Origin of the sequence: Amycolatopsis sp. WAC 01376 (assembly GCF_003947415.1) — a bacterium.
Classification (GTDB): domain Bacteria; phylum Actinomycetota; class Actinomycetes; order Mycobacteriales; family Pseudonocardiaceae; genus Amycolatopsis.
In genome coordinates this window covers 201,182-219,239 of record NZ_QHKL01000007.1, presented here as the reverse complement: position 1 = coordinate 219,239, position 18,058 = coordinate 201,182, and the positions used below count along the sequence as shown (strand labels likewise).

Here is an 18,058-nt window from a genome sequence, read left to right as displayed (position 1 = left end):
AGCGAGGGAATCCCCTTCAGGAGGTTCCCTTGGCTGCCACAACGGAAAACCCGGACGGTCCGACGGAGTTGTCCCGCCGATCGTGGTTCGCGGTGCTCAAACGGACGTTCGCCCAGTTCAACCACGACAACATGCTGGACTGGGCGGCCGCCCTCACCTACTACGGCGTCCTCTCGCTCTTCCCCGGGTTGCTGGTCCTGACCGCGATCCTCGGCCTGCTCGGGCCGTCCGCGACCCAGACCCTGGTCGACAACGTCGGCCGGATCGCGCCGGGTCAGGGCCGGGAGATCCTGGTCGGCGCGATCGAGGAGCTGTCCAAATCCGGCGGACTGGCCGGAACGGCGGCGATCATCGGCTTCGTGGGCGCGTTGTGGTCGGCATCCGGCTACATCGGCGCGTTCATGCGTGCGTCCAACGTCATCTATTCGATGCCCGAAGGCCGCCCGATCTGGAAGACCGTGCCGTTGCGGGTCGGGCTCACCGTCGCCGTGCTGATCGTCCTCGCCTTGTGCGCCGCCGGCGTGGTGGCGACCGGCGGGGTCGCGCGCTACCTCGGTGACCTGATCGGCCTCGGTTCGACGGGTGTCCTCGTGTGGGACATCGCGAAATGGCCGGTGATCGCGCTGCTGGCGGGGCTGGCGTTCGCGATGCTCTACTGGGTGAGCCCCAACGTGCGGCAGCCGAAGTTCCGCTGGCTCACGCCCGGCGGGCTCGTGGCCGTGGTGCTCTGGGCAGCCGCCACCGCGGGATTCGCCTTCTACGTGAGCAATTTCGGCTCGTACAACAAGGTCTACGGTTCGCTCGCCGGGGTCATCGTGTTCCTGATCTGGCTGTGGATCTCGAACATCGCCGTCCTCCTCGGCGCCGAGCTGGACGCGGAACTCACCCGTGGCAAGGAGCGTGCCTCCGGACGCCCCGCCGACGACGAGCCGTTCCTCCCACCGCGCGACACCAAGGCGATGGACGACGACGAGGCGGCCGCGGTCGCCGAAGCCACCGAGTGACTCCCGCACATATTGAGGGGGTAGGGCAAAGGTGGCGCGGTGGGTGCCGGGGGGTCGTGTGTGGCGATTCGGGTTCTGGCGAGGCCTCTCTTAGCCCTTCACGGACCTGCGATCCGACCCGCTTCCCGCCGTAGGTACCTAAAGCACAGTTCGCTCTAACCCGAATCGCCACTCACGAGACGTGAGGATGAGCCGCCGGCTGCTTCAGTGCTTCAGACGGCCTGGCGTCGAAGTCTTATGTCGTGAAGGGACCCTTCAGTTGCCCCGGAGACCGGTAGCCGTCTGACCTGCGCTAACACGGCTACCGGTCTTCGGCGGTACACAGCGGGTACACAACAGCCGAGAACAGGTCATCCATGAGCGAGCGCGCTCGTGAGCCTGCTCGAACAGGTGCCCGTACGTCTCGCTGGTGGTGACGATGGAAGCGTGCCCCATGTAGTCGCGGACCTGTTCCATGGACGCTCCCCGGTGACCGGGGCCGCCTTCGATGAGCCGGGACGCGTAGTAGTGGCGCAGGTTGTGAATCCCGTGGGCGCCGCCCTTGGCGAGTTCGGCCGCCTGGATCGCGGGGTGCCAGACGTCCGGGTTCCACTTGGCGCGGTCGATCAGGCCGCCCTTGTCGTTGGTGAACACCACGTGCCAGTCCTTGTTACAGCACGTGCACCGGACAACCGTGGTCCCGTGCTTCTCCGCGTGCTGGGCAATGGCGGTCGCGGTGACGTCGGCGAGCGGACCGTGCGGACCTTGCCGCCCTTGGGCTTGGCTAGGACAAGCTTCCCGCCGACGCGCTTCACCTGGTGGCGGATGGTGATCTCCTTCCGGAAGCGGTTCACGTCTTCGAGCGCGACGGCGAACGCTTCGTCCTGCCGATGCCCGCACGTCGCCGACACGAGCCCGATGGGCCGTTCCCGCTCCGGCATGGCGGCAAGCACGGTGTTCACCCGCTCTTGCTCCCAGATGTTCCGGACACGCCTGTCACGCCGGGGCACCTCCACGTCCCACCCGTCGAAGGGGTGCACGGGGAGCAGCTTGGTAGCGCCCTTTACCGCCGTCCGCAGGAACGAGCCGAAGTGGACGTAGGCAAGCTCAAGGGTGCTCGTCGCGTACCGCTCGCCGTTGGGCTTGGTCTTCTCGCACATCTCCGCCCACCACTCCATGACCCGCGACAGGGTGATGTCACAGACCCGCAGGTGACCGAACGTCGGCAAGATGTGGTTCTTGAACCGGGACGCGACCGTTCGGCGGGTCTGAACGTCGGAGTAGCCCTCCCGCAGCTCGCTTCCGCGCAGCCTGCGTAGACCACCGCCCTGTGCGGGTTGAGCCCGGCCGCGCCCCCTCTCGCGGCCTGGTGCTCCCCGTTCGGGGCGGTCCCACTCTTCCGCGCCCGCCGGGCGACGCCAAGGACGGACTTACACGCCGGTCCGCAACGGCGGTCCCCGGCCGACCTCTGAACGGAGGCACCTTGCCCGGCTCCGTGTCGGCGACCGACCGCGTGATCGCCGGGGCACTCGTCGCCGTTCTCCTGTTCTCCACGGTGTACGCCGTGAACCCCCGGCTGCGCCCGGCCCTGGTGTGGTCGCAGCCTGCCGAACCGGCCCGGCCCGCCTTGCCTTCGGTGCCCGCGAGCCCGCAGCCCGCCGGGGCAGGCCCGGACCCCGAACCCCCGGCGAAGGACTCGAACCCGCCGTGTGGCCCCGCAAAGAGGGACGCGCCCGACCGATGGATTGCGCAAGCTTCCGCCGCGCTGGAGCACGTCGGCGAACCGCCAATCACTGACAGGGATGCGCTGCGGCTCATCATCGCGGCCGAGTCCTCCGGCGACCCGTGCGCCGTGAACACCTGGGACATCAACGCCCGACGCGGAACGCCGAGTGTGGGCCTAGTCCAAACGATCCGGCCGACGTTCGACCGATGGGCGTTGCCCGGCTATGGCGACATCCGCCACCCCGTCGACAACATCATTGCGGGAGTTCGCTACGCCCGTGGCCGCTACGGCTCGGGAAGCAACGTGCCCGGAGTCGTCGGCAGGCGCACGGGCGCCCGGTACAGCGGTTACTGACCTAGTACTGACTTTGCCGACGGATGCCCGATCCGAGGTTCCGAAAAGCGCTTCTGACTCCCATGGGGATAGCCGACCGGCCTGAGCCGGGAAACCACACCCACATTTTGCCAACACTGTCCCGTATGTACACATGTGTGATAGTCAGTGAGGCATCACGTGTCAATTTATGGCGTTCGTTCGGCGGTGCCGCTATCTCAATTTCAGACATTTGTGGCTTCACCGTAGTATCGGGGTCAACGTTCTGCGCATACCAAGCCACCCTCGTAAAGCGTGTACGGTAGAACTTTCGCGTGCGCCTGTCTCGCCAGTGCACTCGGACAGTGTAGTTAACTACAACATCGCGCACAGGAAGCTTGCTGGCATTCTGCACGTAGAGCGAGACATACAGCGGATCGTACTCGGAATCCTCGGGGTCATCTCTATTGCGAATGCGCGGCGCATCAAAGAGAACGTGACCTGCGGCTGTGACTTCGTCAACCTGCCGCCGTTGGTGTCTGCGCTTGTCGCGCATGAATGCGGCAACCGCGACGACAATCGATAAGGCGGACAGCCATGACGGCACATTTCCCCAATCGAGATCATGAACCCAACTCGGTAGATCCCGCCAGAGTGCTTTCAAGTCCATAACTCCCCATCCGCTTGCTCGTCCGATCAATCTTAGCGGCGACATACAGCGTGGCGTGCACACCACAAGGAAGGCCCCGCGGCCGGCGAGGTGCCCGGTTGAGGTGCACACCACAAGACGGGACGGAGGTACTCGGCATGTCGCACGCGAAGCGGCCGGAGGATCGCTCCGGAAACCCGCGCAGTGCCAACGGTTCCCCGTCCGCGCCAACTGTCCACGTCGGACGTGCGCCGCGCGTACCGTCGAAGCTGGGCGACGTCGGTCGCGAGATCTGGCGGGCCGTGTGGGCTGCGGGCGAAGGCGCCTACCTCCCTGCAACTGACCGGTTCGTGATCGAACGCTACTGCGAGCTTCACGACCGGCGGGCCGCGCTGCTGCGCGAAGTGGAAATCGACAGGCTTACGACAGTGGGCAGTACCGGGCAGACCGTGATTCATCCGGCGCTGCGGTACGCCGAGTCCACCGAGAAGGAAATGCGCGCCATAGAAACAACTCTCGGGCTGAATCTGGAAGCCCGCCTTCGTCTGGGCATCGCCGCGAACGCTGCGCGCCGGACGACTTTGGACGACATCTTGGGTGGCCCTGACGACGATTAGGAGGCGAAACCGTTGTCCCCCAAAACAGAGGCACGACGGGTACGCCGATTCGTCCAGCACCTCACTCTAGGCGGCTCGTATCTCGGGCAGCCATTCCGTCTGCTCGCGTGGCAACGCGACGTCATCGATGAGATTTACCGGCTCACCCCGGACGGCCGACGCCGATACCGGACGGCGGTTCTCGGCGTGGCGCGCAAGAACGGCAAGACGCAGCTTGCCGCAGCGCTCGCGCTGTACCACCTATGCGCGGACACTCGCGACGCAGCGCCGGAAGTCATCTGCGCCGCCAACACCCGCGACCAGGCCCGGGTACTGTTCGCCGAAGCCTCGCGCATGGTCCGAATGTCCCCGCTTCTGTCGGACATCTGCACTGTCCAACGTGATCAGATCATCTGTCACGCGACGGGCGGCCGGTTCAAGGCCGTGTCCGCCGACGCCGGGCTTCAGCAAGGTTTGAACCCGTCCATGATCGTGATGGACGAGTACGCGCAGGCGAAGAACAGTGACTTGTTCGACGCGCTCACTCTTGGCTCTGCCCAACGGAACGAGCCCTTGTTCTTGGTGATCTCTACCGCCGGGCCGTTGCCTGACGGGCCGTTCGCGGACATGGTCGAGCACGGCCGCCGGGTCGAGTCCGGCGAAGAGGACGACCCCTCTTTCTGGTCCCGCTGGTACGGGGTCCACCCCGGCGAAACGGTCGACCACCGCGACCCCGACGTGTGGCGCCGCTGCAATCCGTCGTGGGAGATCATGAATCACGCGGACTTCGCTGCGAGCTGCAAGCGCACTCCCGAAGCTAATTTCCGCATGTACCGGCTGAATCAGTTCCTCCGGGGTGGCTCGATGTGGCTTCCTCACGGCGCGTGGGAAGCGCTCGCGCGGCCGGATAAGCGGCTTGAGCCCGGCGACGAAATCGTTGCTTTCGTTGATGCAGCGTGGAAAGGCGATTCAACCGGCATCGTCGGTGTCCGCCTGTCGGACTTGCACGCGGAGGTACTCGGGCACTGGGAAGCCCCGGCGGATGACCCGCACTGGCGTACACCGCTGGGTGAGGTAAAGCAGAGAATCCGGAATATATGCGGGATTTACCGCGTTGCGGAGGTCCCCGGCGACCCGTACCGGTGGGAAGTCGCGATGCAGGAGTTAGCCGAAGAGTGCTTGCCGGTCGTGGAGTTCCCGACCAATCACCTACACGGGTGCGACGAAGGCGAGTGACGGAAAGCCGTCGTCTCTCGTTATCGAAGCTCCGGCGATTCAGTTCACCGGAGATTCCCCGGAAGCATCCATTGACGAAGTCACAGTCATGGAATTGCCGTTCCGGATTCTCGACCCCGGTACCTCCGACGCGCTGAAGCTCGTCTACACAGAGCCGACTCCGACCCCTCCGACCAGCGGCTGAGTCCGCCCCTGCTTGGTGTGCACACCACAACCTGAAGGCCCCGCGGCCGACGAAGGGGCTTGGTGTGTACACCACGAGGGGAAGGTCTAATCACCCGACTCGCCGTCACTCGGGTCGTCCGAACCATCGGGCTGACGCCCACGACTCAACCGATCGTTGAACCGAATTGGGGGGTTAAGGGCCTCCGCGATCTTTGGAAGGTCTTCCGGTCGGGCCTTGGCAGCGAGCGTTCGCACGGTCAGCCACTTGCAGAGGGGCCGGGTAATTCCCCCGATTACTGCACCGGAGGTGGCCAGAATCGCCACAATCTCGGTGGGACCAATCGCCATCGTCGCACTCCTTGCCTGCCTGGTCAGGCAGACAAGGGCATGTCAAAGCCTGACCAATGTTTCCATTGGGCAAGCTAAGGCGTACTTCTCCCTCGATCCTTAGCACGACTTGAAACGTCTACTGCCGCCGCGCGCCCTTATTCCATCTTCAGGTTTGCAACCACAGCAAACTCGCCGCGTTCCAGAGCATACCAAACCCCGTGTGGGGCACGTCACTCGCGGCCTGGCGTGTGCACCACAAGGAGATCTTCCCGTGGCTCGTGACTTCGAGGTCCGGGTAGACGGGCTGCGCGAGCTGCGCAGCGCGATACGCCGCACGAAGGACGCCGACCTGCGCAAGGAGCTAGCGCAGGCGCACAAGGACACCGCCGACGTGGTGGCGCAGCCCGCGAGCCGCGCGGCTCCGCATCGTTCGGGCCGGCTGGCTCGCACAGTCAAGCCATCCGCGAGGGTCAAGGGGGCCATCGTCCGCGCTGGACGCGGCTCGTCGGTCCCGTACGCCGGACCGATTCACTTCGGATGGCGCAAACGGCACATCCGCCCGCAGCCCTTCCTTTTCCGCACCGCCGGGAAGAAACAGGCCGAGTACACCGCAGTTTTCCGCGAGCGAATCACGCGGCTCGTCCGGCGGGCTCTCGGCTCTTAACAGACTGGAGAATCGTTGTCCGACTTCATTTCGATTGACATCGACGAACTGACCATTGACGAAATCGAGGCGGTCGAAGAGATCATCGACGCGTCCATTGAGTCGGTGGCCAAGCCCGGTTCCTGCAAGGGCAAGTTCCTCCACGCCCTCGCGTTCGTGGTGAAGCGTCGTGAAGACCCCGCATTCACCATCGAGCAGGCCGGAAGCCTGAAGATCCGCGTCGAGCGCCCGGCGGGGAAGCCGGACCCTACCGTGCCCGCCGCGCAGTAACGAAAGCGCGGCTTGTGGCGCACTTCGGCGTCACGTAGGCGGACCTACACACGCTGCGGCTCGTGGAGTTCAACGCGCTGGTGTCCGCAATGGACAAAGACCTGAAGGACCGCAACCGCCGACACGGCGGAGGACACGAGCCGGGGACGCGACGCACCCCGGTCATGACGTGAGGGGGGCGCCGATGGCTAAGCCGATCAAGGTAACCATCCTGGGTGACGTCTCCGACCTCACCAAGAAACTTGACGACGGCGAACAGACCGTGTCCGGCTTCGGCGTCTCCCTCGGCAATGTCGCGGGGAAAGTCGCTGGCATGGCCGCGAAATTCGCACTCGTGTCCGGCGCGGTCGCAGGCATCGGTACCGCCATCTCAGACGCTATCGCGCAAGAGTCGTTGACGAACAAGCTCAACGCCCAACTTGGAGCGACCGGAGCACAGGCCAAGACCTACGGTGCCGCCGCTGGAGCATTGTACGCCAAGGGATACGGCGAAGTCCTGACCGACAAAGCAGAAGGCCCCCACCTGGTCAAAGGAGGGGGCCAACGGCTTGTGTACCGGTACGCGCTGGGTACACACGAGCACCGATAAGGGCCAGTAGCGACCGGTACTAACAGGAACGGTTTTCGCTGGTCACCGACCCACCCGGCGCGTTTGCGCAGGTCAGAAACCGGCCATTACAGAAGGGACCCTTCACGACATCCCCACCACGGCGACCACTCACGCGAGCACTCGACTGGAGTTTCAGGTACTGGGGAAGTGTGAAGGTCGAGTTTCCTCGGCTGAGCCGAGGGAAGGGGGCCTTCACGCGCAGCCGCTGTGACTGCTGGTGCCTGTGGGCGAATGTGGCGATGATCGAGTCCGGACCTGGCATCAACCGCAACCTCAACCACGTAGGTACCTAAGACACCCTGGGTTCTAACCCGAATCGCCACTCACGGCCCCTCTCGGCACCTTCACCCCACCATCAGCCCCACCCACGAACACAGCACCTCACCCCTCAATAGAAACCGTCCTTGCCACTCACGACCCGTGACACGGACGGCACCCGTCTGGCGTTCGGAACCACGCCACCATTGACTCCCGCACAGAGAGGAGCCCTTCCCCGGCAGTGCCGGGGAAGGGCTCCATCGATTCTCCTAGCTCTTGCTCGACTTGGTGGCCTTCTTCTTCGCGTCCTTGGCCTTGCCCTTGACCGTCCCGATCGCGTCCTGGACCGGCGCGTAGGTGCCGTAGAGCGCCGGGTCGGGCTTTGGAGCGGTGCCAGGTCCGCCGAGGGCCTCGGGCTCCATCAGGTACTCGATCCCGCCCTCGCCGAAGCTCCAGCCACCCTTCGCACCGTCCGGGCCGTCGGACAGGTGCCAAATGGTGTTGTTGTGCTCCTGGTTCTCCTCGTCGAACAACGCGGTCGGCGCGATGTCGCTTTCCAGGCCGTCGGCCTTGAGTTCCTCGATCGCGGCGAGCCACTGCTTCTGGTGCACCGTGTCTCGCGCGAGGTTGAACTGCAGCATCGCCTTCACACCCGGGTCGTCGGTCATGTTGTACAACCTGGCCGTCTGCAACCGGCCCTGTGCCTCGGCCGCGACGTTCGCCCGGAAATCGGCCAGCAGGTTGCCCGACGCCACGACGTAGCGGCCGTTCCAGGGGTAGCCCTGGCTGTCGCTCGGCGTGGCGCCGCCACCGGAGATGATCGCCTGCTGGGGATCCATCCCGCCGAGGATCGCCGCGGTGGCCGGATCCTTCGCGGCCTCGGCCACCGTCGTAGCGGGTGCCCCTTCGAGCAGCCGGGCGACCATCGTCGCGAGCATTTCGACGTGACCGATCTCCTCGGTCGCCGTATCCATGATCAAATCCTTGTACTTGCCCTCGATGCGGCAATTCCAGCCCTGGAACAGGTACTGCATGGTGACGGTCATTTCACCGTAGGCGCCACCGATGAGTTCCTGCAGCTTGCGGGCGTACAAGGCGTCGGGCTTTTCCGGCTTGGCCTCGAATTGGAGCGATTTGGTATGACGGAACACTGACAACCTCCGAAGAATTCAGGGAAGAAACAGAGCTAGCGCGAGTCGGCGATCGGCGCCTTCGAACCGGAAAGCGGAATGAGCCCGAGTGCGATCATCCCGACGGCGAGCCCGAGGTGCAGCCAGTTGTCGGCGCTGTTGACCGGCACGAAATTGGCCGCCGAGCCGTGGTCGATCAGCAGCCCGTACAGCCAGAGCACGAGGTAGATCACCCCGCCGCCGACGAGGAACGCCTTCGCGCCGCTCACCGTCCGGGCCAGCACGATGCCCGCGACGCCGAACGCCAGGTGGACGATGTTGTGCAGGATCGACACCTGGAACACGCCCAGCAGCAACGCACCGGACTCGTGGCCGGCGCCGCTCAGCTGTTCGTAGTTCGTCGTGATGCCGGGGATGAAACCGAGGATGCCGACGAGCAGGAAGACCGCGCCCACGCCGAGAGCGATGAGCTGGCGCGGAGCCCGCCGAACCGTGGCCGGCGATGCAGTCATGATTTCCTCCGATCCAGGTGACTGGGGAACTGTGCGAACATCGCGTCGAGTACCCGGGCGAAAGCCGTTCACACCGGGGAATCGGAGCTCATGAATTCGTGGGAATTCCCGTGTAACCCGGCCTGGCCGGGGTAGTCACGGCGAAGCACGCACGTCACAAGGAGGTCGGAATCGTGGCTGAGGACGCCTCAACGCAGGCCGGGCCGGGCGGCAAGCTTTTCCGGGCAGGCTTCCGCGCCCTCGCGGCCCTGCGTGGCGCGAGAGCCTTCCACCCGGATGGGCTACTGCTCAAAGGCGAATTTCACGGTCTGAGGTGCGATGACCTCGCCCTGCCGGACGAGCCGGTGGCCGTCACCGTGCGCATGTCCAAGGGGGCAGGCCTCCCGGGACGGGTGCCCGACGCGCTGGGGCTGGCGGTCCGGATCCCTTCCGCCGACGGTGATCCCGGGGATCTCACGCTGACCACTTCGGGTGCCGGTCTGGTCGGCCGGGTACTGCCGCGGCCGTCGCGGGCCTGGACTACCGGGCGCTACAGCACCTTGCTGCCCTATCGCACGAAAGGCGAACTGGTCTGGCTTTCGGCCCGCGCGGAGACGCCGCGGCACGCCGAAGCGTCATTGGACGCCTTGAGGCGCCTGGTGGCGGAAGGGCCGGTGACCTACCTCGTCGAGACCGTCCGCGCGAACGGGCATCGGAAGCCCTGCGCGACGCTGACCCTGCACGAGGTGGACGCAGACTCCTCCCGCCCCGCCTTCGATCCGATGCTGCATCCCCCGCGAGGGTGGGAGCCGCGGCCCGGCTGGCTCGCCGGGCTCCGCGAACGGGCCTACGAAGGCAGCCGCGAGGGCCGCTGATCAGCTCGCGAGGGGCTTGTCCAGCACGGCCTTAACGTGGCTGAAGTTGTCGATCGAATAGCGGCCGTGATAGCGGCCCATCCCGCTCTCCCCCACCCCGCCGAAGGGCAACTCCGGCGCCGCGAGATGGATGATCGCCGCGCCGAAGACCAAGCCACCCGACGACGTCTCCGCCTCGATCCTGCGCTTCGTCTCATCCGATTCGGTGAAGGCGTACAACGCCAGCGGCTTGTCGCGTTCGTTGACGAACGCCAGCGCAGCGTCGACGTCGGGCACCTCGATGATCGGCAGGATCGGGCCGAAGATCTCGTCCCGCATCACCGGGGCGTCCGGGGAAACGCCGGTGAGCACGGTGGGCGCGATGTACTTCTCGTCGCGGTCGGCCTGGCCGCCGACGACCGCGGTTCCGTCGTCGAGCAACGCGGCGAGCCGGTCGTGATGCCGCGTCGAGATGATGCGACCGTAGGAATCGCTGCTGGCGGGGTCCTTGCCGAACATCGCTTCGACGGTCTCCGCCAGCTGCTCGGCCAGCTTCGGTCCGGTGTCGCCGATCGCGAGGACGTAGTCGGGCGCGACGCAGGTCTGGCCCGCGTTGGCGAACTTGCCGTACGCCAGCCGCTGCGCGGTCACGGCGAGATCCGCGCCCGGCTCGACGATCGCCGGGCTCTTCCCGCCCAGCTCCAGCGTGACCGGCGTGAGATGCTTCGCCGCCGCGGCCATGACGATCCGGCCGACGGTCCCGTTCCCGGTGTAGAAGATCGTGTCGAACTTCTGCTCCAGCAGCGCCGTCGTCTCCGGGATCGCGCCCTCGACGACGCGGACGCCTTCGACGTAGTCCGGCAGATGCTCGGCGATCGCGGCCGACGTGTTCGGGGACAGCTCGCTCGGCTTCACGACCGCGCAGTTCCCCGCCGCCAGCGCTCCGACCAGCGGCGCGAGCACCAGCTGCAGCGGATAGTTCCACGGCCCGATGATCAACGCGACCCCGAGCGGCTCGCGCACGACGCGGCCGTTCCCCGGCCGCAGCGGATACGGGAGCTCGGCCGGCTCCGGAGCCAGCCAGGAGTCGAGGTTCTCCAGCGTGTGGTCGATCTCGTTGCGCACGAGCGCGATCTCCGTGCGCTTGGCTTCGGCGGTGTTCTTGCGCAGATCGGCATAGAGCGCGTCGAGGAAGACGTCGGCCCGCTCGGACAGGAGCTTCCGCAGGCCCATGAGCTGCGTTCGGCGCCAGTCCACCGGTTTCGTTACTCCGGTACGGAAGAGGTCACGCAGTTCTTTGACGACGGCGGAGGCATCACTGCTGGTCATGGATTCGAGCCTAGCGGCGAGGTGAGGCAGGTGCCCATCGCCGAGCGGTATAGGGCGTTATACACAAGTGTGAAGGGCGCTTTCCCCGCGTGTCATGCGGGGAAAGCGCCCTTCAGCCCTCGGTGAGCGTTACGGGTAGCTCACCAGATTGCTCGGCGTCGTACCCGGTGGTGTCACCGCACCGGTGTCGTTGATGACGTGGGTGATGGTCCCCTTGTAGTTCAGTGAGACCGTCACCATGTTGTGGAACCGGACGCCGGAGCGGTTCGGCACCTCGAACGCGTGATACAGGTTCACCGACGGGTTGTCGTTGAAGAAGCAGTAGCTGCCAAGGCCCCACGCCTCGTGCGTGGTCACGTTGTCCCCCACCTTGTAGGCGGCGTATCCGTTGAGCCCGTTGGGACTCTTCCAGCCCGCCTGATCCGGGACGTCGTAAGGGATCTCGTTCTGGAAGAAGATCGTCCTGCCGTTCTGGCCGTTCCAGATCACCTGGTACTTCTGGTAGTGCTCGACGAACAGACCGGTCGCGAGCACGTTGTCGCCGTTGACGACCACCCCGGTGTCACCGGTGTTGACCGTCCAGCCGTAGGTGCCCGCGTTGCCGTGGTCGGCCCGCCAGGCCCAGATGTGGTCGATGATGGTGTCGCGGCTGTTGACGATCAGGCTGTTCGTCGCCTTCCCCGCGATCTGACCGCCGATCCGGAAGAACACGTCCTGCAGCGTCGTCGGGTTGGCCGAGTGGTTCGCCGTCGAGCCCGCCTGGCCGACCGTGAGCAGTGACTGCGAGTTGGTCGTTCCGGCGTCGAACAGCAGCCCCTTGATCCGGACCCCGTCCACGTCGGCGACCCGCATCGCTTCGACGCCGTTGTCGGGCACCAGCGTCGAGTAGCCGACACCGAGGACGACGGTGTTCGCCTTCGTCACGTTGAGCGTCTGATTGAGGTGGTAGACGCCCGGTGTGAAGAACAGGTTGCAGCCCTGGGAGAGCGCCGTGTTGATCGACGACGCCGTGTCCCCCGCCTTCACGACGTAGAACTGGCTCATCGGCAGCGAACTGCCCTGCGTGCCGCCGTTGGCCCAGCTCGGCCCGGAAGCGTTGGTGCGCAACGAAGGCAGGAAGACCCGGTACTTGCCGGAGCCGTCGAAGTAGAGATACGGGACATCACGGGACACCGGCGTGGTGGCGAGCGTCGTCTCCGGCGGATTCGGGAAGGTGTTGGCGGGAGCACCGTTCGTCCCGGAGAAGACCATGTTCCAGACCCCGCCGTCCCAGCTGCCGTAGCTGCTGTCGCGGGTGTACCACTGCTGTTGCGAGATCGAAGCGGTCTGCCCGGAGACCTTGGTGTCGGCGGTGTAGCCACCGCTGGCGAACCCGTAGCTGGCCGGGTAGAGCTGGAGCCCGCCGCGGATGTCCATGCGGCGGAACGGCGCGGCCTGCGCGACGGCCCAGCGAGTGGAGCCGCTGCTCGGGACCACGGCGAGGTTTTCCGCCGAGCGCCAGAAGTTCTGCAGCGCCACCCCCTTGTCCGACTCGTTGAAGGCGTCGACGGTCACGTCTCCGTTGATCACGACGTCGCCCGGGTTCTGCCCGAGTCCCGCGACGGAGGTGTAGTAGCCGACGTTGTCGTGGATGCCGTTGTACACACCGGGCTTGAACAGGTGCGCGTACCGGCGCTCGGTGAACTGCGCGGTCAGCGTGTCCTTCTGCGCGGTGAAGTCCGCGTCCAGCCTGCTCTGGATCGACGCCGCCGACATGCCGGGGTCGAAGATCCGCACGTTCGGGCCGAAATCCGGAACCTCGGCCTGCGTCGGACAAGTCGCCTGTGTCGATCCGATCGTGTAGCTCGCCGACGTCACCGGCGAATTCGCCGAGCCCGGCTTGACCGCGATCGCGGAGATCGTCGAGGACGCGGAAACCGTGATCGGTCCGGTGTACGGAGTGGACGAAGCGGTCGGTGTGGAACCGTCCACTGTGTACCGGATGGTCGCGCCCGGCGTCGCGGACGACAACGTCACCGAGCGGGCGCTCGGGTAACTGCCACCCGGCGGGTCGAACGTCGGCGAAGCGACGGTCGTGCCGCTTCCGCCATGGGTGTAACCGAAATGCGGGGTGTCGTACTGCGGCCCGTTCTTCTCGTAGGTGAACCAGTAGTCGAGCACCGTGCCCGCAGTCAGCGAGCCGACGGTGTGCCGCCACGTGCCCCCGTTGTCGGTCATGCGGACGTTCTGCTGGCCCAGGCCGGGAACGCCGGTGTAGTGGATGTCGACGTAGCGCGCGGGCGTCGCCGGCGTAAAGGAGAACTGCGCCTGGCTCGCGTTCAGGGACGCGGCACTCTGGCTGTAGTCGGCGGCCGCGGCGGTGGCACCGCCGAGACCGGCGGCGATCAGGAGGGCGGAAAGGGCCGCGGCGAGCGCGCCACGAACCCTTTTCCGCCGTTGGGGCTGCACAAAGATCCGATCCACGTCGTGACACCTCCGGCGTTGGAAATCCACGGGCGAAGCAATTCGTTGCGCGCCACAACAAAGTAGCTGTCCGTGCGATATGTCCAGATCACGCTTCGGTAACAGTGGTGGTCCAAACCACTGACTGCTCCGCGCGGCCGCCGGGGACACGGCCGTTCGGCGTCATCGGACGAGGCGATCGGGTGCCGTTCAGCGGTCCGGAACGACGTAGAGCGTCGAGGCTTCCCCGCCGTGCATGGCAGCCAGACTGGTCCGGCAGGCCAGGAGTACCTCGCGATTCGCGGCCGTGTCCGGCGGGACACCGCAGCCGTCGCAGAAGAGTTCGACCGAGCCCGGAAAGGTTTCGTCGACCTCGACGTCCACCGTGCGATCGCAGCGGCGGCACCATCGATGACCGGTGACCACCAGGATGTGCATCGGATCGGAGATGCACTGGTGCACCCAGCCGCGATGGACGTAACAGGTCGTCCGGACGTGCGCGCTCAGCCCGTGTTCCTCCGCCACGTCTTCCGCGGCGAGGATCGCGGCCAGCCGCCGGTCGGCGATCTCGCCGTACCGGTCCCGCCGACGGCCCGGCGGGGACGCGTCCGCCGCCGCGAGCAGTCTGAGATGAGCCCTTGAGGGTGGCGGGGTACGTAGCACCATGTGGGTCTCGACCTTTCGGCGTCCACCGGAAGTCTTATCAGGTCGTTCCCCGATTTCGCCGAAGCGACACCCGACCGGGCGACAAGGCAAAGGGCGTTTGTACGGCCCTTGTATTCGCGCTGCCCATGCTGGCCGGACAACCGAGTCCGTTCAGGAGGCAGGAATTGTTGACCAAGGTAGCCGTGCTCGCGACAGCGACCGCGCTCTCCTTCGGCGTGGCCGCACCGGCCGGCGCCGAAGTGGCCGTGACCGCGTTGCCCGCGGCCAGCATGGAAGCGGTGCTCAAGGCCGCGCAGATCGACCCGCGCCGCGCCGACAGCGCATTGACCCCTGGCGCCAAGGACAGTGTGCTGCTGGTGGAGCAGGCGCTGGCCGCCAAGGGATTGCTCGATCAGCAGTACGTCGACGGCCACTTCGGCACCTCGACGATCAACGGGTACTCCAGCTACCAGAAGTCGCTGGGCTACACCGGGATCGACGCCTCCGGCCTGCCGGGCAAGACCTCGCTCGAGAAGCTGGGCGAGGGCCGGTACACCGTCACCGCGGTGGTCTCGGCGGGTAGCCGCCTGACCTACCACGGCAAGACGATGAACACCCGGACCAAGGCGATGCTGGTGAAGGCCGAGGCACTGCTCGGCAGGCAGCTCACCATCACGCAGGGCTCGTACAACCCCGGCGGCGTCGGCGCTTCGGCCGGGACGCACGACGGTGGCGGCGCGCTCGACATCGGTGTCGAGGGCATGTCCTCGGCCACGCGGACCGACGTCGCGCGGAAGCTGCGTCAGGTGGGCTTCGCGGCTTGGGTCCGGACCCCGGCCCAGGGCTTCGCCTACCACATCCACGCCATCGCACTGTCCGATCCGGACCTGTCCTCCGGTGCGCAGCACCAGGCCGGTGACTACTACCTCGGCTACAACGGCCTCGCCGGCCGCGGTTCCGACGACGGCCCCGCCGTCACGCCGAAGCTCACTTGGGAGGAGTACCAGCGGTCCTGATCCCGCCGGCCGAAGGCCACCTTCGCCGCTGTCGATCGCCGCGAAGGTGGCCTTCGGGCTGTCCGGGAACCCCCGGGTAGGCTTCCCCGCGACGGCAAAACCAGCGGGAAGGGAACATCGCGTGGAGGCTCAACCGGTCGGTCAGTGGCTCGACGAGCTGGCTTCGAAGGCCTCGACGCCCGGTGGTGGCGCGGGTGCCGCGATGAACGCCGCGGTCGGTGCCGCCCTGGTCTCCATGGTGTGCAACCTGACCATCGGCAAGCCGAAATACGCCGAGCACGAGGCCACCATGACCGAGGCGCTGGGCAAGGCCGAAGACCTCCGCCGTCGCGCGCTCGGCCTCGCCGCCGACGACGCCGCCGCCTTCGACGCGGTCGTCTCGGCCTACAAGCTCCCGAAGGCCACCGACGAGGAGAAGCAGGCCCGCTCGGCCGCGATCCAGGCCGCGCTGGTCGGCGCCGCCGACGTCCCGCTGCGCACCGCCGCCCTCGCCGCCGAGGTCGTCGACGTCGCCGCCTCGATCCTCGAAGGCGCCAACACCAACGTCATCTCCGACATCGCGGTCGCCGCCTCGTCCGCCAAATCCGCGCTCGAATCGGCCGTGGTCAACGTCGAGGTCAACCTCGCGTCGATGTCGGACGAGCAGCTGCGCAAGGAGACCGAAGCCCGGCTCGCCGAGCACGTCCCCGCCGCCGGGCGCGCCGACGCGCTCGTCGCCGAGGTTCGCGAGAGGATCGCCCGATGACGCTGATCGACGGGCGCGCGATCGCCGCCGCCATCACCGCCGAGGTCACCGAGACCGCCGCCAAGCTGCGCGAATCGGGCACCGCCCCGACGCTGGCCGTGCTCGTGCCGACCGACGACGACGCCACCGCCTGGTACGTGCGCTCGATCGAGCGGGCCGCGAAGAAGGTCGGCGTCGACTGCCGGGTGGTCCAGCTCGAAAAGCCGACCGGCGAGGACGTCACCCGCGAACTCGACAAGCTGTCCGCGGACCCGTCGGTCCACGGCATCATCTGCCAGACCCCGCTGCCCGAAGGCGTGACGCTCGACGACGTCGGCGCGCACATCGACCCGCGCAAGGACGTCGACGGCGCCAACCCGGTCAGCCTCGGCAGGCTCACCGCGGGCCTCGCGACGTACGCCCCCGCCACCGCCGCGGCGGTGCTGGAGATCCTGAAGCGCGAGCAGGTCGCCCTGTCCGGTGCCCAGGTCGCCGTCGTGGGCCGCTCCACCGTCGTCGGCAAGCCCGCCGCGCTCCTGCTGCTCGCCGAGAACGCGACGGTCACCGTCTGCCACTCCCGCACCAAGGACCTCGCGGCGGTCACCAAGACCGCGGACGTCCTGGTCGTGGCCGTCGGCCGCGCGCACTTCGTCGGCGCGGACCACGTCAAGCCCGGTGCCGTGGTGATCGACGTCGGCACGAACCCGACTCCCGAAGGCGGGCTCGTCGGCGACGTCGACCAGGCGGCCGTCGAGGGGATCGCGGGTTCGATCACGCCGGTCCCCGGCGGCGTCGGCCCGGTCACGACGTCGCTGCTGCTGCGGCACACCGTCACCGCCGCGCAGTCCTGATCCGCTGAGCAAGGCGGCGAGTCCATTGAGGACTCGCCGCCTTTTGGCGCGGTAAGGCTTTCGCGACACCGGCCTAGCCCTCGTTATTGAGCCGAAGGTAGCGAGGGGCTCCTTCACTACCTTCAGGGTAGGCAAGGAGGCCTTCACGGACCGGCGCGCATGTCACCGGCCATCCCAGGCTCAGCCTTCGTCAAGTCCCGATCACGGCTTCCACGGTCTTCCGCACCTGCGCCGTCTCCGGCGCGGCACCCGTTCGATCGGCGAAGAGCAGATGTGCGGCACCGATGAGCGTGGCCGCGAGCGTCTCGACGTCGGCGCCCTCGGCGACCCTGCCCTGCGCGCGCTCCGCCTCGAGGTAGCCGGCGATCATCTCGGCGGCCTGTGTCAGCACGGGGACCCCGGCCGGCCACTCGCGGCGCAATCGGGCGCGAAGCTCGTCGCGGAAGATCACGAGCGGGACGATCGCGACCGCGACCGACTCGAACACCGCCGTGAGCGCCGCGGTGAGGTTGTCCACGACCGTTCCGGTACCGACGGCCTCTCGGAGTCCCTTCTCGTCCAGCTTCTCGATCCGGTCCAGCACGAACTCGGCGAGGAACGCGTCGAAGTCGTCGAAATGCCGGTGCAGCACGCCTTTCGCACAGTCCGCCTCCGTGGTGACGGCCCGGCTGGTGAGCCCGCTCGGCCCGTCCCGCAGCAGGACGCGCTCGGCGGCGTCGAACAACTGCGCGCGGACGGCGCGCAGGGCTACCCCGGTAGGCATACGACTCCTTGCGT

Annotated in this window: 19 protein-coding genes; 11 read left to right on the top strand and 8 right to left on the bottom strand. The window is 66.8% G+C overall.

The genetic code is table 11. The features are described from left to right. The first annotated feature begins 29 nt into the window (after positions 1-29). Complete coding sequence (locus DMH03_RS31605; RefSeq protein ID WP_125795649.1) at positions 30-1,004, top strand: YihY/virulence factor BrkB family protein; 975 nt, start codon at positions 30-32, stop codon at positions 1,002-1,004. Positions 1,005-1,259: 255 nt separating this feature from the next. On the opposite strand, the gene DMH03_RS42165 is transcribed toward DMH03_RS31605, so the two are convergent. Both DMH03_RS42165 and DMH03_RS31595 read right to left on the bottom strand, forming a co-directional pair. Beyond that, positions 1,260-1,640 carry a site-specific integrase gene (locus DMH03_RS42165; RefSeq protein WP_158633139.1) on the bottom strand — a complete coding sequence of 127 codons (381 nt, stop codon included), beginning with the start codon at positions 1,638-1,640 and terminating at the stop codon, positions 1,260-1,262. Further along, the gene (locus DMH03_RS31595; protein ID WP_255431269.1) at positions 1,610-2,278 is read right to left on the bottom strand and encodes an N-terminal phage integrase SAM-like domain-containing protein; all 669 of its coding nucleotides are present in this window, start codon (positions 2,276-2,278) and stop codon (positions 1,610-1,612) included. The genes DMH03_RS42165 and DMH03_RS31595 overlap by 31 nt, the downstream gene beginning before the upstream one ends. 188 nt (positions 2,279-2,466) lie before the next feature. Here DMH03_RS31595 and DMH03_RS31590 point away from each other — a divergent pair, with 188 nt between their 5' ends. From DMH03_RS31590 to DMH03_RS31565, 6 genes are all read left to right on the top strand, one after another. Beyond that, positions 2,467-3,063, top strand: coding sequence for a transglycosylase SLT domain-containing protein (locus DMH03_RS31590; RefSeq protein WP_233611742.1), 597 nt, complete (start codon positions 2,467-2,469; stop codon positions 3,061-3,063). A gap of 765 nt (positions 3,064-3,828) precedes the next feature. Then, a complete protein-coding gene (locus DMH03_RS31585) occupies positions 3,829-4,287 on the top strand; it encodes a phage terminase small subunit P27 family (RefSeq protein ID WP_125795646.1) in 459 nt (152 codons plus the stop codon). Between the two features lie 12 nt (positions 4,288-4,299). Beyond that, positions 4,300-5,502 (top strand): terminase large subunit domain-containing protein, encoded by a 1,203-nt coding sequence (locus DMH03_RS31580; protein ID WP_125795645.1) that lies wholly within the window; start codon positions 4,300-4,302, stop codon positions 5,500-5,502. A 766-nt stretch (positions 5,503-6,268) separates the two neighbouring features. Further along, entirely contained in the window at positions 6,269-6,661 is a 393-nt protein-coding gene (locus DMH03_RS31575) for a hypothetical protein (RefSeq protein WP_125795644.1), read from the top strand. 15 nt (positions 6,662-6,676) lie between these two features. Further along, the gene (locus DMH03_RS31570) at positions 6,677-6,931 is read left to right on the top strand and encodes a hypothetical protein (RefSeq protein WP_125795643.1); all 255 of its coding nucleotides are present in this window, start codon (positions 6,677-6,679) and stop codon (positions 6,929-6,931) included. A gap of 184 nt (positions 6,932-7,115) precedes the next feature. After that, complete coding sequence (locus DMH03_RS31565) at positions 7,116-7,520, top strand: hypothetical protein (RefSeq protein ID WP_125795642.1); 405 nt, start codon at positions 7,116-7,118, stop codon at positions 7,518-7,520. A 548-nt stretch (positions 7,521-8,068) separates the two neighbouring features. On the opposite strand, the gene DMH03_RS31560 is transcribed toward DMH03_RS31565, so the two are convergent. Both DMH03_RS31560 and DMH03_RS31555 read right to left on the bottom strand, forming a co-directional pair. Further along, on the bottom strand, positions 8,069-8,950 hold the full coding sequence (locus DMH03_RS31560; protein ID WP_125795641.1) for a manganese catalase family protein: 882 nt from the start codon (positions 8,948-8,950) through the stop codon (positions 8,069-8,071). Positions 8,951-8,985: 35 nt separating this feature from the next. Beyond that, positions 8,986-9,441 carry a DUF4383 domain-containing protein gene (locus DMH03_RS31555; RefSeq protein ID WP_125795640.1) on the bottom strand — a complete coding sequence of 152 codons (456 nt, stop codon included), beginning with the start codon at positions 9,439-9,441 and terminating at the stop codon, positions 8,986-8,988. A 173-nt stretch (positions 9,442-9,614) separates the two neighbouring features. Here DMH03_RS31555 and DMH03_RS31550 point away from each other — a divergent pair, with 173 nt between their 5' ends. Beyond that, positions 9,615-10,295, top strand: a complete 681-nt coding sequence (locus tag DMH03_RS31550; protein ID WP_125795639.1) for a hypothetical protein — start codon at positions 9,615-9,617, stop codon at positions 10,293-10,295. Here DMH03_RS31550 and DMH03_RS31545 read toward each other — a convergent pair whose 3' ends face one another. From DMH03_RS31545 to DMH03_RS31535, 3 genes are all read right to left on the bottom strand, one after another. Beyond that, complete coding sequence (locus tag DMH03_RS31545) at positions 10,296-11,633, bottom strand: aldehyde dehydrogenase family protein (protein ID WP_255431268.1); 1,338 nt, start codon at positions 11,631-11,633, stop codon at positions 10,296-10,298. 99 nt (positions 11,634-11,732) lie between these two features. Beyond that, the gene (locus DMH03_RS31540; protein ID WP_199749095.1) at positions 11,733-14,066 is read right to left on the bottom strand and encodes a chitobiase/beta-hexosaminidase C-terminal domain-containing protein; all 2,334 of its coding nucleotides are present in this window, start codon (positions 14,064-14,066) and stop codon (positions 11,733-11,735) included. A gap of 189 nt (positions 14,067-14,255) precedes the next feature. After that, complete coding sequence (locus tag DMH03_RS31535; RefSeq protein ID WP_125795637.1) at positions 14,256-14,711, bottom strand: hypothetical protein; 456 nt, start codon at positions 14,709-14,711, stop codon at positions 14,256-14,258. A 164-nt stretch (positions 14,712-14,875) separates the two neighbouring features. On the opposite strand from DMH03_RS31535, the gene DMH03_RS31530 reads away from it, so the two are divergent. The 3 genes from DMH03_RS31530 (at position 14,876) to DMH03_RS31520 (ending at position 17,281) form a co-directional block, all read left to right on the top strand. After that, entirely contained in the window at positions 14,876-15,706 is an 831-nt protein-coding gene (locus tag DMH03_RS31530; RefSeq protein ID WP_125795636.1) for a peptidoglycan-binding protein, read from the top strand. A 121-nt stretch (positions 15,707-15,827) separates the two neighbouring features. After that, entirely contained in the window at positions 15,828-16,451 is a 624-nt protein-coding gene (locus tag DMH03_RS31525) for a cyclodeaminase/cyclohydrolase family protein (protein WP_125795635.1), read from the top strand. Continuing rightward, positions 16,448-17,281, top strand: a complete 834-nt coding sequence (locus DMH03_RS31520) for a bifunctional 5,10-methylenetetrahydrofolate dehydrogenase/5,10-methenyltetrahydrofolate cyclohydrolase (RefSeq protein WP_125795634.1) — start codon at positions 16,448-16,450, stop codon at positions 17,279-17,281. Before DMH03_RS31525 ends, DMH03_RS31520 begins: the two co-directional genes overlap by 4 nt. Before the next feature lie 190 nt (positions 17,282-17,471). Here DMH03_RS31520 and DMH03_RS31515 read toward each other — a convergent pair whose 3' ends face one another. Further along, positions 17,472-18,044 carry a TetR/AcrR family transcriptional regulator gene (locus DMH03_RS31515; RefSeq protein WP_125795633.1) on the bottom strand — a complete coding sequence of 191 codons (573 nt, stop codon included), beginning with the start codon at positions 18,042-18,044 and terminating at the stop codon, positions 17,472-17,474. Positions 18,045-18,058: the final 14 nt, after the last annotated feature.

What these genes read in the sequence shown, in the direction of transcription:
- DMH03_RS31585 (WP_125795646.1), top strand. Translation starts at nt 3,829, where the DNA reads ATGTCGCACGCGAAGCGGCCGGAGGATCGCTCCGGAAACCCGCGCAGT.
- DMH03_RS31565 (WP_125795642.1), top strand. Translation starts at nt 7,116, where the DNA reads ATGGCTAAGCCGATCAAGGTAACCATCCTGGGTGACGTCTCCGACCTC.
- DMH03_RS31555 (WP_125795640.1), bottom strand. Translation starts at nt 9,441, where the DNA reads ATGACTGCATCGCCGGCCACGGTTCGGCGGGCTCCGCGCCAGCTCATC.
- DMH03_RS31535 (WP_125795637.1), bottom strand. Translation starts at nt 14,711, where the DNA reads ATGGTGCTACGTACCCCGCCACCCTCAAGGGCTCATCTCAGACTGCTC.
- DMH03_RS31520 (WP_125795634.1), top strand. Translation starts at nt 16,448, where the DNA reads ATGACGCTGATCGACGGGCGCGCGATCGCCGCCGCCATCACCGCCGAG.
- DMH03_RS31515 (WP_125795633.1), bottom strand. Translation starts at nt 18,044, where the DNA reads ATGCCTACCGGGGTAGCCCTGCGCGCCGTCCGCGCGCAGTTGTTCGAC.